Origin of the sequence: Streptomyces sp. NPDC093568 (assembly GCF_044764945.1) — a bacterium.
Lineage (GTDB): Bacteria > Actinomycetota > Actinomycetes > Streptomycetales > Streptomycetaceae > Streptomyces.
The window spans coordinates 92,905-108,418 of sequence record NZ_JBIWJD010000015.1 but is presented as its reverse complement, the minus strand read 5'-3'; the positions used below and the strand labels follow the sequence as shown (position 1 = coordinate 108,418).

Genomic DNA, 15,514 nt, shown 5'->3' with positions numbered 1-15,514 from the left:
GCCGCCCAGCATGGCATGCGAGACCCGGACACAACATCCGATGAACGGCTTAGGTCTGGACCGGCGCGAACATTCGTGCCCGGACATGGCAGGCTTGGGTCATGGCCGCGCAGATCAACCCCAGCATCCTGTCCGCCGACTTCGCCCGCCTCGCGGACGAGGCGAAGGCGGTCGAGGGAGCCGACTGGCTCCATGTCGACGTGATGGACAACCATTTCGTCCCGAACCTCACGCTCGGCGTGCCGGTCGTAGAGTCTCTGGCCCGTGCGACGGACACTCCGCTGGACTGCCATCTGATGATCGAGGCCCCCGATCGGTGGGCGCCCCAGTACGTGGAAGCGGGGGCCTCCTCCGTCACCTTCCATGTCGAGGCGGCCGCCGCCCCGGTGCGGCTGGCCCGGGAGATCAGGGCCAAGGGCGCTCGTGCCTCCATGGCGCTCAAGCCCGCGACGCCCATCGAGCCGTACGAGGATCTGCTGCCCGAGCTCGACATGCTGCTGATCATGACGGTCGAGCCGGGCTTCGGTGGTCAGGCGTTTCTCGACATCATGCTTCCGAAGATTCGCCGCACCCGCGAGTTGATCAGCAAGCACGGCCTCGACCTGTGGCTCCAGGTCGACGGCGGTGTCTCGGCCTCGACGATCGAGCGGTGCGCGGAGGCGGGCGCGGACGTCTTCGTCGCCGGTTCTGCGGTGTACGGGGCCGACGACCCGGCCGAGGCGGTCCGCGCGCTGCGTGCTCAGGCGGACGGCGTGACGAAGTCGGCGGCCTGGGCATGCGACCACTGAGCCAAGGGAACGTGAACGCCGCCCATCAGGGCGGATCAAGAGCGCCGGATCTGCAAGGATGAACGGCGAATCCAGAGTGTGAACAGCAGTGAGGAGATCGCCGTGTCGGGTATGTCGGCGGGCCGGTCAGCCATGCGGATGGGACCCGCTGAGCTGGTGCAGGCGGCGGCCATGGCCCGCCGCTTCTACCTCGAGGGCAAATCCAAGATCCAGATCGCGGAGGAGTTCGGCGTCAGCCGCTTCAAGGTCGCCCGGGTCCTGGAGACCGCTCTCGAACGGGATCTGGTGCGCATCGAGATCCGTGTGCCGGCCGAGCTGGACGCCGAGCGCTCCGACGCGCTGCGCGCCCGCTACGGCCTCAGGCACGCCGTCGTGGTCGAGGCTCCGGCCGAGGCCGATGAGTCGCCCGACCCGGAGAACCTGGGAGAAGTGGCCGCCGACCTGCTCGGCGAGCTGGTGAACGAAGGGGATGTGCTGGGTCTGGCGTGGGGCCGGTCCACCATCAACATGGCGGCCGCCCTGGACCGGCTGCCGCCCTGCACCGTGGTGCAGCTGACGGGCGTGTACGACGCCGGGACCGCCGAGCGCGGCTCCGTCGAGGCCGTCCGCCGGGCCGCGCAGGTCTCCGGCGGCGACGCGCACCCCATCTACGCGCCGATGCTGCTGCCGGACGCGGCCACCGCGGCGGCACTGCGCCACCAGACCGGAATCGCGCGGGCCTTCGAGTACTTCGACAAGGTCACCGTCGCCTGTGTCTCCATCGGCTCCTGGGAGCCGGGCATCTCCACGGTGCACGACATGCTCAGCGACGAGGAGCGGGCCCACTACGCCTCGCTCGGCGTCGCCGCCGAGATGTCCGCGCACCTCTTCGACGCCGAGGGACGCCGGGTCGGCCGGGATCTGCAGGAGCGGTGCATCACGGTCAAGGCCGACCAGCTCCGCCGTATCCCCGAGGTCGTCGCCATCGCCGGCGGACAGCGCAAGGCGGCCGCGATCGACGCGGTGCTGCGGTCCGGGCTGGTCACCTCGCTGGTGACGGACACCTCGGCGGCCGACTATCTGATGACGGCCGGCCCGACGCCGAAGAACACCCTCAACAGGGCCGATCCGGACGGCAACTGACGAGATATCAGGAGGGGACGGTCACGCGGCCGTCCCCTCGTTCGCGGACGATCACTACCACCGGGGCGGTACCTGGGATGACGGAGCTCGTGGTCACGCTGGACCTCGACGGGGTCACGGACAAGGCGGGCCTGATGGACCGCTGCGCCCGCGACCTGCGGCTGCCAGACTGGTTCGGGCGCAACTGGGACGCGCTGGCCGACTCCCTCACCGACCACACCGTCTGGCCGGCCGCCGCCGTGGAGCGGGGGATGCGGATCGTCGTACGGAACTGGCGGCCGTACGCGAAGGCGCGGCCCGGCGAGTGGGAGACCGCTCAGGACGTGTTCGCCGAGGCGGTCGAGCGCACGCCGTCACTCTCCGTGCTGCTTGCTCTCGGAGGATCCTCCAAGGGGGCCTCTGACCTGCTTGGATGATGTGACCGTGCATCGCATTCCGGTCAGCGTGGGACAATGAAGTACGTGCTCTTCCCCCTGGCTGACCTGTCCGGGGGCCACCTCTGATCGACTGGGATGTGCAGCACGTGCGTTTCCTCAACGACATTCAGCCCCCGTACGACCTGACGTACGACGACGTCTTCATGGTCCCGAGCCGCAGCTCCGTCGGCTCGCGGCAGGGCGTGGACCTCAGCTCCCCGGACGGCACGGGCACCACGATCCCGCTGGTCGTCGCCAACATGACCGCCATCGCCGGCCGCCGGATGGCCGAGACGATGGCCCGGCGCGGCGGCCTCGTCGTCATCCCGCAGGACATCCCGATCGATGTCGTCACCGAGGTCGTCTCCTGGGTGAAGAGCCGCCACCACGTCCTCGACACGCCGATCGTGCTGGCCCCGCACCAGACCGTCGCCGACGCGCTGGCCCTGCTGCCCAAGCGCGCGCACAACGCCGGCGTCGTCGTCGACGAGGACGGCAAGCCCATCGGCGTGGTCACGGACTCCGACCTGTCCGGCGTGGACCGCTTCACCCAGCTCGAAGTGGTCATGTCGCGCGACCTGCTGCTTCTCGACGCCGACATCGACCCGATCGAGGCCTTCAACACCCTCGACCACCACAACCGGCGTTACGCCCCCGCCGTGGACGCCGACGGCCGTCTCGCGGGCATCCTGACCCGCAAGGGCGCCCTGCGCGCCACGCTGTACACGCCGGCCGTCGACGCGAACGGCAGGCTGCGCATAGCGGCCGCCGTCGGCATCAACGGCGACGTGGCCGGCAAGGCCAAGCAGTTGCTCGACGCGGGCGTCGACACCCTCGTCATCGACACCGCGCACGGCCACCAGGAGTCGATGATCTCCGCGATCCGGACCGTGCGTGCGCTCGACCCGCAGGTGCCGATCGTCGCGGGCAACATCGTCGCCGCCGAGGGGGTCCGCGACCTCGTCGAGGCCGGTGCCGACATCATCAAGGTCGGTGTCGGACCGGGCGCGATGTGCACCACCCGCATGATGACCGGCGTCGGCCGCCCGCAGTTCTCGGCGGTGCTGGAGTGCGCGGCCGAGGCGAAGAAGTACGGCAAGCACGTCTGGGCCGACGGCGGTGTCCGGCACCCGCGTGACGTCGCCATGGCGCTGGCCGCCGGCGCGTCCAACGTGATGGTCGGGTCCTGGTTCGCGGGCACCTACGAGTCGCCGGGCGATCTGCAGCAGGACTCCAGCGGGCGGCTGTACAAGGAGTCGTTCGGCATGGCGTCCGCGCGGGCCGTGGCCAACCGTACGTCGGAGGAGTCGGCGTACGACCGTGCCCGCAAGGCGCTGTTCGAGGAGGGCATCTCCACCTCCCGCATGTTCCTCGACCCGGCCCGGCCCGGCGTGGAGGACCTGATCGACTCGATCATCGCGGGCGTGCGGTCGTCCTGCACCTACGCGGGCGCCGGCTCCCTGGAGGAGTTCGCCGACAAGGCGGTCGTCGGCATCCAGAGCGCGGCGGGCTACGCCGAGGGCAAGCCGCTGCACGCCAGCTGGAGCTGACGGCTCGTCAACCCCATTCGGAACGGCCCCCGTTGTCCCGCTCGCCGGGAAATTCGGGGGCCGTTCCCATGCTCAGGGAAGTAGCTTCGGCGACATGGAGATCACCGTTTGCGGGCCGGCCGACGTGGCGCTGCTCGACCGGCACATCGCTTCGCCGGGCACTTTGTCGTTCCACGCGCGAAGGTTCGCACGCCGGCAGCGGGGTGAAAGCACCTTTCTGGTCGCCTGGTTGGAGGGGCGGCCCGTCGGGCACGTGGAGATGCGCTGGACCGGCTGTGACGCCCCCGCCGTGCGCACCGCGCGGCCCGGCTGCCAGGAGATCAACGGACTGGGCGTCTCGCCGGAGGAACTGCGCTCGCGTGGCATCGGCACCGCACTCGTCCGGGCCGCCGAGGATGTGGCCCGCGAACGCGGCGTCACGGTCGTCGGTCTCGGCGTCGCGAAGGACGAACCCCGTGCTGTCGCGCTCTATGCGCGGCTCGGCTGTCAACCCCTGATCGACCACCACGACCGCTGGTCGTACGAGGACGCCGACGGGGTGCTGCGCGAGTGGGTCGACGCGTGCACGTTCCTCGTCAAAGACCTGCTCTGACCAGCCCCGCGCAACGGTCGAAAGCCCCGCCGCAACGAACATCCACCCAGCCACCAGACACGCAATGATCATGCGGGCACACGCAAGGTTGCTGCATTTCACCAGCAACGTCACTCCTCATAGGCTGTCGCCTCGTACGTGGCGTGGCAGGGACCCCGCTCGGTGGGTCCCTGCTGCACGGGATGCCGCCGGTCCCTGCCGGCCTGACCGGCAGCGATAAGGAGCCAGCGCGTGCTCGACCAAGGCGCACCCCCGCAATCCCCAGGCCAGACAGCCGCCCCCGCGCCCCTCGGCGTCGGCGCGCGTCTGATGCGTCGCAAGCCCGTGGAACACCTGGTCGCGGAGGGTGGCCAGGGTGAGGGAGGGTCCCTGCGGCGCTCCCTCGGCCTGTGGCAGCTCACCATGATCAGCATCGGTGCCACCCTCGGCACCGGCATCTTCGTCGTCCTCGGCGACGCCGTCCCGGAGGCCGGTCCCGCGGTCACCCTGGCCTTCGTGATCGCCGGCCTCACGGCGCTCTTCTCGGCCCTGTCGTACGCCGAGCTGGCCGGCAGCATCCCGGTCGCCGGCTCCTCCTACTCGTATGCGTACGCAACGATGGGCGAGCTGGTCGCCTGGGTCTGCGGCTGGTGTCTGGTGCTGGAGTACGGCGTCTCCGTGGCCGCCGTCGCCGTCGGCTGGGGCGAGTACCTCAACGAGCTGCTCGACGGGACCATAGGCGTCACGATCCCGTCCGTGCTGTCCTCCGCGCCCGGCGAGGGCGGGATCATCAACCTGCCCGCGCTGATCGTCGTCCTGCTGGCGATGGTGTTCCTGCTCGGCGGCGTCCGCGAGTCCGCCCGCGCAAACACGATCATGGTGGCCGTCAAGATCGCCGCTCTGGTGCTGTTCTGCGCGGTCGGCTTCATGGGCTTCAAGTCCGGCAACTACGAGGACTTCATGCCGCTCGGCATGGCCGGCGTGAGCGCCGCGGGTGCGACGCTGTTCTTCTCCTACATCGGCTTCGATGCCGCCTCCACCGCCGGTGAGGAGGCCAAGGACCCCAAGAAGGACCTGCCGCGGGCGATCATGCTCTCGCTGATCATCGTGACCGCGCTGTACGTCCTCGTCGCGGCTGTCGCCGTCGGCGCCTGGAACTGGACCAAGTTCGAGGGCTCCGAGGCCTCCCTCGCCGCGATCATGAACGACGTCAGCGGCCAGAGCTTCTACGGCACCCTGCTCGCCCTCGGCGCCGTCATCTCCATCGCGAGCGTGGTCCTCACTGTGCTCTACGGCCAGACCCGCATCCTCTTCGCGATGTCCCGGGACGGCCTGGTGCCCAAGGCGCTCGGCAAGGTCCACGCGAAGACCGGCGCGCCCCGCCTCAACACGGTCATCGTGTCCGTGTTCTGCGGCGCGCTCGCGGCCCTCATCCCGCTGGGCAAGCTCGTCGACGCCACCAGCATCGGCACGCTGTTCGCCTTCGCGCTGGTCAACATCGCGGTGATCGTCCTGCGCGTGAAGCGTCCGGAGCTCGAGCGCACGTTCAGGGTGCCGTTCGGGCCGGTGCTGCCGGTGCTGGGCTTCCTGTTCTGCGGGTACAACATGTTCAGCCTCGACACCGTCACCTGGGTCGTCTTCGGGTTCTGGATGGCGGCCGGTCTCGTGTTCTACTTCCTGTACGGCTATCGCCGTTCCCGTCTCGCGACGGACGCAGCTCTCGCAACGCCAGAAGTGAAGTGAACGACCCGCAGTGCTGAACGATCTCGACGAACGCATCGTGCACGCCCTCGCCGAGGACGCCCGCCGCTCCTACGCGGACATCGGGCAGCTCGTCGGCCTGTCCGCGCCCGCCGTGAAGCGGCGCGTGGACCGGCTGCGTGCCACCGGAGCCATCACCGGGTTCACCGTACGGGTGGACCCCTCCGCCCTCGGTTGGGAGACCGAGGGGTTCGTCGAGATCTACTGCCGGCACAACACCTCGCCGGAGACGATCCGGCGAGGTCTTGAGCGGTATCAGGAGGTCGTGGCCGCGTCGACCGTGACCGGGGACGCGGATGCCGTGGTTCAGGTCTTCGCCTCTGACATGCGGCATTTCGAGCGGGTTCTCGAGCGGATCGCCGGGGAGCCGTTCGTGGAGCGGACCAAGTCGGTGCTGGTGTTGTCGCCGTTGTTGCGGCGGTTTTCTTCCGGGTCGCCTACGTAGTTCGTCATCTGCGGCGCGGTGGGGGCTGGTCGCGCCCACGCGGCGGAGCCGCAAATCGATACAGCCCCGCGCCCCTACGGGGCGCGTTTGCCGATCCTTCTCAGCATGTGCCGTACGACCAGTGCGTGGGCGCCCGTGCCGATGACGAGCCCTCGGTAGACGGTGCCCGCCCGGCCCGGGAACCTCGCCCGGGTCTCCGCCCGCAGGCGCGTGTGGCCCCGGGGCGTCTCGTCCAGGTGGAAGAGCAGGGCGTACGTCGAGAAGGGGTGGTGGCCCACGTAGGCCAGCTCCTTGCCCGGGACCGACACCGCCACCCGGAAGCCCCGGGAGCCGCTCATCAGGGCGTCCAGCTCGCGCCAGACGGCGTCGGTGGCGGCCTCGACCACCGTCGTGTGTTCGTCGACGAACGGCAGGGCGGGGATCTCGGTGGCGTCCATGAGGGAAGTCTCGCCCGCGTGCCCGCGTCGCCGCCTCCTCCGGCGGGTGGAGCCGGGTAGCCGTTCGGGGGAGGCGTCAGTCCGCCGTCTTGCGGGCCAGCGCGTTGTTGTCGATCGAGTTGTGCACGCTGAAGCTCACCGCGTCCGAGCGGTAGCGGTCGTCCGACCACTCCACCGGGCGGCCCTCGCGGGTCGTCGTCACGCGTCGTACCCGCAGGAGCGGGCTCGTGCGGCGGATGCCCAGAAGTTCCGCGTCCTGCGCGCCCGCTGACACCGCGTCGATGACGTGCTCGCCGTAGGCGAAGACCAACCCCGTGTCGTCGTACAGACGTTGGGTGACCGACGCGCAGTCGGGCTCTATGGACTCGACGGCGGAGGAGATCCAGTCCGCGTACACCGTGCGCTCCAGGAGCACCGGTTCGCCGTCCAGGCCGCGCACCCGCAGGACGTGCAACACCGGGGTTCCGGCGCTCAGTTGGAGCCGGACCGCGTCCTCCTTCGTCGCCGGGCGGTACTCCTGGGAGACCACATGGCCGGTCGCCTCCCGGCCCATGGCATTCGCCCACTGGGCGAAGCTGCGCAGCTCCGCGAAGCTCTGGCTGCGCCGGCTGGCCAGGACCACCCGGCGGGCACCCTGGCGCGAGCCGATGAGGCCCTCGGCGGTCAGTGCCGCGACGGCCTGGCGGACCGTGCCGCGCGAGACGCCGTACTGGGCCGCGAGGTCCGTCTCGGCGGGCAGCAGTGAGCCGACCGTGTACTCCTCGCGGTCGATCGCCCGACGCAGCTCGTCGGCGATCTCCTCGTGTCGCGCCGTCATGCTTCCCCTCTGAGTCCGTCGCTGTGCACAGCGTGACCAGCGTAATCGAGATCGTCCGGCACTCGGTTTCTGAGGGGAGTGTGCACAAATTCAGGGCAGAGGCTTTCGCCAGTGTTTACGAACGTGTCACCATCGGCGGGCCTACTGGGGCCAACTTGTTCAGACAAGTTCGAGATCTTTCCTGGGCAAGATCCTCCTGCACCCTCGCGCGTCCCCTGGAGAAACCGTGTCCACGTCCCTTTCGAGTACAGCCCTGCCGAGAAACGCCGCCTTCGGCGGTGCCCTCGCCGTCGTCGCCGCGCTCGCCCTGAGCGCCTGTGGCGCTGCCCCCGACAACGCGTCCACCGCCGCCGACGGCAAGAGCGCCGCCAGCGCCACCTCCGCCGCCGACCTCGGCGGGATGGACAAGCTGGTCGAGGCGGCGAAGAAGGAGGGCACGCTGCACGCCATGGCGCTGCCCCGCGACTGGGCCAACTACGGTGCCCTCATCGACGGCTTCCGGAAGAAGTACGGCATCAAGATCGAGGTCGAGAACCCGGACGGGTCCAGCCAGGACGAGATCAATGCCGTGACCTCGCGCAAGGGGCAGGACCGCGCCCCCGACGTGCTCGACCTCGGCAGCTCCTTCGCGATCAGCGCCGCCCAGCAGGGGCTGCTCGCGCCGTACAAGGTCGAGACCTTCGCCGACATCCCCGAGGGCCAGAAGGACGCGCAGGCCCGCTGGTACAACGACTACGGCGGCTACATCTCCATCGGCTGCGACGCCAAGCGGGTCAAGGAGTGCCCGAAGACCTTCGCCGACCTGCTGAAGCCGCAGTACAAGGGCCAGGTCGCCCTCAACGGCAACCCCACCAAGTCCGGCTCCGCCTTCGGCGGCGTGTACGCGGCGGCGCTCGCGAGCGGCGGCTCCTTCGACGACATCCAGCCCGGCCTGGACTTCTTCGCCAAGCTGAAGAAGAACGGCAACTACACGCCCGTCGAGTCGACCCCGGCCACCGTCGAGAAGGGTGAGACGCCCATCAGCATCGACTGGGACTACCTCAACGCCGGCTACGCCGAGGAGTTCAAGTCCAAGGGCGTCGACTGGCAGGTGTCGGTCCCGAGCGACGGCAAGTTCTCGCAGTACTACTCCCAGGCCATCAACAAGGACGCCCCGCATCCCGCGGCCGCCCGCCTGTGGCAGGAGTACCTCTACAGCGCCGAGGGCCAGAACCTGTGGCTCAAGGGCTTCGCCCGTCCGGTGCTGATGACCGCCATGGACAAGGCCGGCACCCTCGACAAGACGGCCGCGGCCAAGCTGCCCGAGGTCTCCGGGACGCCCGCCTTCCCGACCGAGGACCAGCAGAACAAGGCCAAGACGGTTCTCGGCCAGGGCTGGGCGAAGGCCGTCTCCGGATGACGACCACCCTCACCCGGGTCGACACGGCGACCGCCGCTCCGCACAAGCGGCGGCGCCGTGCCGCCGGCGGCTGGCTCGCCGTCCTCCCGCTCCTCGTCTTCACCGCGCTGGCCTTCGGGCTGCCCGCCCTGGCCATGCTCAACGGCGCCTTCACGGTCAAGGACCCGGCAACCGGCGCGACTTCGTACGCCGCCGACAACCTGACGAACTCGCTCCAGGGCGCCTACCTCACGGCCCTGCTCGGCAGCGTCAAGCTGTCCGCGGTCTCCGCCGCGCTCGGCGCCCTGTTCGGGCTGCCGCTCGCACAGGCCGTGGTGACCTCCCGCTTCCGCGCGCTGCGCGAGGCCGTGCTCACCGCCTCCGGCGTGCTCGCCAACTTCGGCGGAGTCCCGCTGGCCTTCGCCTTCGTCGCAACGCTCGGCAACGCCGGTGTGCTGACCCGGCACCTGGGCCTGAGCGACAAGGGCTGGGACCTGTACAGCTTCTGGGGCCTGGTCCTGGTCTACCTGTACTTCCTGATCCCGCTGATGGTCCTCACCATCACCCCCGCTCTGGAGGGCCTGCGCTCCCAGTGGCGCGAGGCGGCGCAGAACAACGGCGCGACGACCGCGCAGTACTGGCGGCACGTGGCACTGCCCGTCCTGCTGCCCACGCTCCTCGGCGGATTCGTCCTGCTCTTCGGCAGCGCCTTCGCCGCCTACGCCACGGCCGCCGCCATGGTGGGCAGCTCGATCCCGCTGGTCACCCTCCAGATCGCCGACGCGCTCTCCGGGAACGTCCTGGTCGGGCAGGAGAACGTGGCGCTCGCCCTCAGCCTCGACATGGTCCTGGTCGCCGGCCTGGTGATGGCCGTGTATCTGCCCCTGCAACGACGGAGCGCCCGATGGCTCGCCTGAACCTGTGGCGGTGGGGCGTGCTCGGCCTCGCCGGCCTGTACTTCCTGGTGCCGCTGGCCGCGTCCGTCGTCTTCACCGTCGACGTGCCGGGGCAGGGCGTCACCTTCGACGCCTACACGCAGATCTTCTCCACCGAGGGATTCGCCTCCAGCCTGTTGCTCTCGCTGGAGCTGGCCGTCGCCACCATCGTCGTCGTCCTGCTGCTGATGGTGCCCGCCATGGTCGCCCTGCGGCTCGGCGCGCCCCGGCTGCGGCCGGTCGTCGAGGTGGTCTGCTCGCTGCCGCTGGTCGTGCCGCCGATCGCGTTCGTCGCCGGCATCGGGACGGTGTTGAAGTGGGGGCCCGAGCACCTCTCGCGCACGCCGCTGTTCCAGACGTTCGTCGCGATCCAGAACCCCGACTTCCCCGTGGTGCTGGTCCTGGCCTACGTCGTGATGGCGCTGCCGTTCGTGTACCGGGCCCTGGACGCCGGGCTGCGCGCCATCGACGTACGCACTCTCGTGGAGGCCGCCCGCAGCTGTGGCGCCGGCTGGCCGCAGGCGCTGGTCCGGGCCGTGCTGCCCAACCTGCGCGGCGCCCTGCTCAACGCCTCCTTCCTCACCCTCGCCCTCGTGCTCGGCGAGTTCACGGTCGCGCAGCTGCTGGGCTTCCAGCCCTTCGCCGTGTGGATCGTGAACGTCAGCGGCTCGCAGGCCCAGCTGTCGGTCGCCGTGTCCGTGCTGAGCCTGCTCGTGACCTGGGTGCTCCTTCTCGTGATGGCCGGCTTCGGCGGCCGTACCCGTACCGACTCCCGGGGATGATCATGACCGTGCTCGACAAGACACCCGAAGCGACGACCGTGCAGGCCGCCACCGTCGAATTCCGCGGCCTGCGCCGCGAGTTCGGGTCCACCATCGCCCTCGACGGACTCGACCTGACCGTCCGGCCCGGCGAGCTCCTCGCCCTGCTCGGCCCGTCCGGCTGCGGCAAGACCACCGCCCTGCGCATGCTCGCCGGGTTCGAACACCCCGACTCCGGCCAGGTGCTGGTGGACGGCGAGGACGTCACCGCCATCCCCGCGCACCGCCGGGACGCCGGCATGGTCTTCCAGTCGTACAGCCTCTTCCCGCATCTGAGCGCACTCGACAACGTGGCCTTCGGGCTGCGCATGCGCAAGGTGCGCACCGCCGAACGACGTGCCCGCGCCGCCGAGTTGCTGGAGCTGGTCGGTCTCGCCGACAAGGGCCAGCGCTATCCGCACGAGCTCTCCGGCGGCCAGCAGCAGCGCATCGCCCTGGCGCGGGCGCTCGCGCTGCGCCCGCGCGTCCTCCTCCTCGACGAGCCGCTCTCCGCACTGGACGCCAAGGTGCGCCTGACGCTGCGCGAGGAGATCCGGCGGCTCCAGCGGGAGCTCGGCATCACCACCCTGTTCGTCACCCACGACCAGGAGGAGGCCCTGTCCATGGCCGACCGGGTCGCGGTCATGCGGTCCGGCAGGCTCGAACAGTGCGCCGAGCCCGCCGAGTTGTACGGCCGGCCCGCCACCGCGTTCGTCGCCGAGTTCGTCGGCACCATGAGCCGGATCCCGGGCACGCTCGTGGACGGCGGTGTCCAGGTGCTGGGCCGGCGGCTGCCCGTCGACGGCGACGCACCCTCGGTGTCCGAGGTCGACGTGCTGGTGCGGCCGGAGGCCGTGGCCGTGCGCGCCGACGACGCCTCCGAGGCGCGCGTGGTCGCCACCGCGTTCCTCGGGGCCACCACCCGGCTGACCGTACGGCTCGCCGACGGCACCGAGGTGAAGGCCGACCTGCCCGCCCACGAGACGGCCGCGCTCAGCGCGGGCGCCGCGGTGAGCGTGTCGCTGCCGGAGCGCCCCGTGCTGGTGGCCGAACGCAGCCGCTGACCCCGTACCACCCACCTGATCCCCCCCCACGCAAGAAAGAGACAACCGTGACTCGACTCCCGCTCCAGGCCGTCCTGTTCGACATGGACGGCACGCTCGTCGACACCGAGCGCCTGTGGTGGGAGGCGGTGGAGCTGGTCGCCGGCCGGGCCCTGACCGAGGCGGACGAGCCGGAGGTGCTGGGCCGGCCCGTCGAGCACACCGCCGGCTGGCTCGCCGCGGCCTCCGGCGCCCCGGCCGCCGACCTGGCCGACGCGCTCCACCGCGAGTTCGCCGACCGGGTCCGCGCCGGCATCGTCCCGCGCCCCGGCGCCCTCGACCTGCTCGACGCCCTGGCCCGCGAGGGCATCCCCACGGCCCTGGTCACGGCGTCGCCCCGGGCCGTCGCCGACACCGTCCTCGAAGCCCTCGGCGCGAGCCGCTTCGCGGTCTCCGTCACCGCCGACGACACCGACCGCACCAAGCCCGCGCCCGACCCCTACCTCGCCGCCTGCCGCGCCCTCGGCGTCGACCCGCGGGCCTGTGTCGCCGTCGAGGACACCGCGACCGGCGTCAGCTCCGCCGAGGCGGCCGGCTGCACCGTCCTCGCGGTGCCCTCGCTCGCCCCGATCGAGCCCGCCCCCGGCCGGACCGTCCTCGCCAGCCTGGCGGACGTCACCCCCGAGCGCCTGCGGACCCTGCCGAGGCACACCCCGCCTGCGGCCGGACTGCGCGTCATGAGCTGGAACCTCTGGTACGGCGGCACGAAGGTCCACGACCACCGGGCCAAGCAGCTCAAGGTCATCGCCGAGACCGGCGCGGACGTGGTCGGCCTGCAGGAGACGTACGGCACCGCGGCCCGGGAACTCGCCGACGCCCTCGGCTGGTACCACCACCGCGCCGGCGAGAACCTCGGCATCATCAGCCGCCACCCGATCACGGCCCGCTTCGGCGACCCCGACGTCGGCTTCTACGGGGCCGCCGGGGTCCGCGTCCAAGCCGGGGACCGGCAGGTCGACGTCTGGACGGCCCACCTCGACTACACGCCCTACGGCCCCTACGAGTCCGCCTTCGACGGGCTCCCCGCCGCCGAGCTGATCGTCCACGAGCGGGTGCGCCTGGAGCAGATGCGGGACGCCCTGCGCCGGATCGAGGAGGCGGCCGACGCCGACGTGCCCGTCGTCCTCGTCGGCGACTTCAACAGCCCCTCCCACCTCGACCGGCCGGACGTCGAGTGGCCGGTGACGAGGGCCGCCGAGGAGGCGGGCCTGCGCGACTCCTACCGCGAGGCCCACCCGGACCCGGTCACCCACCCCGGCCACACCTGGTCGCCGGTCCACGTCCTGCACGAGGACGGCAGCGGGCGCCCGGAGCCGCAGGACCGGATCGACTTCGTGCTCCACCGGGGCCTGCGCGTCCTCGACTCCGAGACGTACGTCAGCGGCCACCCGCGCCCCTGGCCGGACGTGGCGGACAACGACTGGCCCTCCGACCACGCCGCCGTGATCACCACATTCTCCCTGCGCGAGTGAGCCGGACCGGCCTACCATCGGTGCCATGACCTGGCGACATTGATCCACCAGCCGTGCCTCCCGAGGGCCGCCTCGGACGCCGTACCCCCGGTGTCCGAAACGTCCCTGCGGGAAGGCCTCATGACACTCTCACCCACACGTGTGCCAGCCACCGGTGTCCGGCGGCTGACGACCACGCTGTACGGCTACTCGTTCCTCGACGACTTCGTCCTGCTCTACCCGGTGTACGCGCTGCTGTTCGCCGACACCGGCATGTCGCTCTGGCAGATCTCCTCCCTGTTCGCCCTGTGGTCGATCACCGGTGTGCTCCTTGAGGTCCCCTCCGGCGCCTGCGCCGACGCCGTGTCGCGGCGCCGGCTGCTGTGGATCGGCCCGCTGCTCACCGCCGCCGGCTTCGCCCTGTGGGTGGCCGTCCCGTCGTACTGGGCCTTCGCGGCCGGCTTCGTGCTCTGGGGTGCCGGCGGAGCGCTGGGCTCCGGAGCGCTGGAGGCGCTCGTGTACGACGAGCTGGACCGGTTGGGCGCCGCCGACCGGTACGCGCGGGTCATGGGCCGGTCCCGGGCCGCGCGGCTGCTGGGCACCGTGTCCTCCATCGGCCTCGCCGGGCCCGTCTTCGCCCGCGGGGGCTATGCGGCGGTCGGCGCCGCCAGCTTCGTCGCCTGTGTGCTGACCGCCGCCGTGGCGACCCGGTTCCCCGAGCACCGGGTGCGGGCGGAGACCGACGGCGACGGCTGGGCGACGACCCTGCGGACCGGACTCGCCGACGTCCGCCCGGACCGTTCGGTGCGTGGCGCGCTGCTGCTGGTCCCGGCCGTCGCCGCGGTGTGGGGCGCGCTCGACGAGTACACCCCGCTGCTGGTCCGGGACATCGGCGTCGCAGAGGCGACCGTGCCCTACCTGATCATGCTGATCTGGGCCGGCGTCACCCTCGGCAGCCTCCTGACCGGACCGGCCGAACGCCTCGGCACGACCGGGCTCGCGGCGCTCCTCGCGGGCGCGGCGCTCGCCCTGGCCGTAGGCGCCGCGGCCCGCTCGCTCGCCGGCATCGCGCTCGTGAGCCTGGCCTTCGCCGGGTTCCAGCTGGCCGAGGTGCTCGCCGACGTCCGTCTCCAGCACCGCATCGACGAGTCCCGCCGGGCCACGCTCACCTCGGTGGCGAGCCTGGGCACCGAACTCGCCACCGTCGCCGCCTTCGGCGTGTACGCGCTGCTCGGCACGGACGCGGCACACAGCACGGTCTTCGCGGTGCTCGCGATTCCCTACCTGGTGACGGCCCTGGCGCTGGCTAGAAGCCGGGCCGCCACGGCACGACCGTGAAGTCGCCCGTCCCCTTCCTGACCCTCTCGAAGGGGGCGGAGCTCACGCACTTGGGCAGCTCCTTCATCTCCACGGGGTCGCCCGTGGAGGCCCAGCTGTAGCCGAGGCGGTCGCGGCGGCCGACGTCGTGGACGGTGATGCCGACCCGCTTGCCCTCGGCGCCCGGCAGGTCGGAGTCGGTGATCACGCCGGAGACGACGGCCACCTTCCCGCCGGTCACCAGGCAGTCGACCTTGGCCTTCGCCCGGGCGCCCGCGCCGTTCAGGTAGTGGCTCCACTCGAAGGTGCCGGTCGCCCTCGTCGGGTCGGCGTTGTCCTTCGCCGCCAGATGGGCGTCGAAGGAGAACGTGATGTCGTCCCCGGCCGAGCGGTACAGCTTGGCGGTTCCGGTGAGCGCGGCCGCCTCCCGCTGCCGCGGCGATTCGTCCGACGCGGTGGCGGCGGAGGCGGCCGTGGCGGTGAGCAGCAGCGCGGAGCCGAGCACGACGATCTTCGTACGGTGGTTCATCGTGGTCCTTTCCCCAGGTCAAGCGGACGCTCACCACTGTCCCGGCGCCTCGACCGCCGCACATCGCGCCGCGGTCGGGACCCCGTCTCCGCCG

Annotated in this window: 16 protein-coding genes; 13 read left to right on the top strand and 3 right to left on the bottom strand. The window is 71.1% G+C overall.

The genetic code is table 11. From position 1 onward, the window contains the following. Positions 1-101: 101 nt before the first annotated feature. The 7 genes from rpe (at position 102) to ACIRD7_RS38285 (ending at position 6,653) form a co-directional block, all read left to right on the top strand. Complete coding sequence (gene rpe / locus ACIRD7_RS38315) at positions 102-788, top strand: ribulose-phosphate 3-epimerase (RefSeq protein WP_403460592.1); 687 nt, start codon at positions 102-104, stop codon at positions 786-788. Between the two features lie 78 nt (positions 789-866). Then, positions 867-1,910 (top strand): sugar-binding transcriptional regulator, encoded by a 1,044-nt coding sequence (locus ACIRD7_RS38310; protein ID WP_403460590.1) that lies wholly within the window; start codon positions 867-869, stop codon positions 1,908-1,910. 77 nt (positions 1,911-1,987) lie between these two features. After that, positions 1,988-2,326: a barstar family protein gene (locus tag ACIRD7_RS38305; RefSeq protein ID WP_403460588.1), complete on the top strand. Its 339-nt coding sequence runs from the start codon at positions 1,988-1,990 to the stop codon at positions 2,324-2,326. A 98-nt stretch (positions 2,327-2,424) separates the two neighbouring features. After that, positions 2,425-3,876, top strand: coding sequence for a GuaB1 family IMP dehydrogenase-related protein (locus ACIRD7_RS38300; protein WP_403460586.1), 1,452 nt, complete (start codon positions 2,425-2,427; stop codon positions 3,874-3,876). Between the two features lie 94 nt (positions 3,877-3,970). Beyond that, positions 3,971-4,468 carry a GNAT family N-acetyltransferase gene (locus ACIRD7_RS38295; protein WP_403460585.1) on the top strand — a complete coding sequence of 166 codons (498 nt, stop codon included), beginning with the start codon at positions 3,971-3,973 and terminating at the stop codon, positions 4,466-4,468. A gap of 231 nt (positions 4,469-4,699) precedes the next feature. Then, entirely contained in the window at positions 4,700-6,190 is a 1,491-nt protein-coding gene (locus tag ACIRD7_RS38290; RefSeq protein WP_403460584.1) for an amino acid permease, read from the top strand. Between the two features lie 10 nt (positions 6,191-6,200). After that, complete coding sequence (locus ACIRD7_RS38285) at positions 6,201-6,653, top strand: Lrp/AsnC family transcriptional regulator (protein ID WP_062713983.1); 453 nt, start codon at positions 6,201-6,203, stop codon at positions 6,651-6,653. A 74-nt stretch (positions 6,654-6,727) separates the two neighbouring features. Here the strand turns inward: ACIRD7_RS38285 and ACIRD7_RS38280 are convergent, their stop codons facing one another. Both ACIRD7_RS38280 and ACIRD7_RS38275 read right to left on the bottom strand, forming a co-directional pair. Beyond that, positions 6,728-7,090 carry a hypothetical protein gene (locus ACIRD7_RS38280; RefSeq protein WP_403460583.1) on the bottom strand — a complete coding sequence of 121 codons (363 nt, stop codon included), beginning with the start codon at positions 7,088-7,090 and terminating at the stop codon, positions 6,728-6,730. 76 nt (positions 7,091-7,166) lie between these two features. Then, positions 7,167-7,907: a GntR family transcriptional regulator gene (locus ACIRD7_RS38275; RefSeq protein WP_403460582.1), complete on the bottom strand. Its 741-nt coding sequence runs from the start codon at positions 7,905-7,907 to the stop codon at positions 7,167-7,169. A gap of 226 nt (positions 7,908-8,133) precedes the next feature. On the opposite strand from ACIRD7_RS38275, the gene ACIRD7_RS38270 reads away from it, so the two are divergent. The 6 genes from ACIRD7_RS38270 (at position 8,134) to ACIRD7_RS38245 (ending at position 14,912) form a co-directional block, all read left to right on the top strand. After that, a complete protein-coding gene (locus tag ACIRD7_RS38270) occupies positions 8,134-9,306 on the top strand; it encodes an ABC transporter substrate-binding protein (protein ID WP_403460581.1) in 1,173 nt (390 codons plus the stop codon). After that, positions 9,303-10,202 (top strand): ABC transporter permease, encoded by a 900-nt coding sequence (locus ACIRD7_RS38265; protein ID WP_403460579.1) that lies wholly within the window; start codon positions 9,303-9,305, stop codon positions 10,200-10,202. Before ACIRD7_RS38270 ends, ACIRD7_RS38265 begins: the two co-directional genes overlap by 4 nt. Next, positions 10,190-11,002 (top strand): ABC transporter permease, encoded by an 813-nt coding sequence (locus ACIRD7_RS38260; RefSeq protein ID WP_403460578.1) that lies wholly within the window; start codon positions 10,190-10,192, stop codon positions 11,000-11,002. The genes ACIRD7_RS38265 and ACIRD7_RS38260 overlap by 13 nt, the downstream gene beginning before the upstream one ends. A gap of 2 nt (positions 11,003-11,004) precedes the next feature. Further along, the gene (locus ACIRD7_RS38255) at positions 11,005-12,084 is read left to right on the top strand and encodes an ABC transporter ATP-binding protein (protein ID WP_403460577.1); all 1,080 of its coding nucleotides are present in this window, start codon (positions 11,005-11,007) and stop codon (positions 12,082-12,084) included. 47 nt (positions 12,085-12,131) lie between these two features. Then, on the top strand, positions 12,132-13,595 hold the full coding sequence (locus ACIRD7_RS38250) for an HAD-IA family hydrolase (RefSeq protein WP_403460576.1): 1,464 nt from the start codon (positions 12,132-12,134) through the stop codon (positions 13,593-13,595). Positions 13,596-13,715: 120 nt separating this feature from the next. After that, positions 13,716-14,912, top strand: coding sequence for an MFS transporter (locus ACIRD7_RS38245; RefSeq protein WP_403460575.1), 1,197 nt, complete (start codon positions 13,716-13,718; stop codon positions 14,910-14,912). Here ACIRD7_RS38245 and ACIRD7_RS38240 read toward each other — a convergent pair. Beyond that, a complete protein-coding gene (locus ACIRD7_RS38240; protein WP_403460574.1) occupies positions 14,881-15,420 on the bottom strand; it encodes a Repetin in 540 nt (179 codons plus the stop codon). The two genes, ACIRD7_RS38245 and ACIRD7_RS38240, sit on opposite strands and share 32 nt — an antisense overlap. Positions 15,421-15,514: the final 94 nt, after the last annotated feature.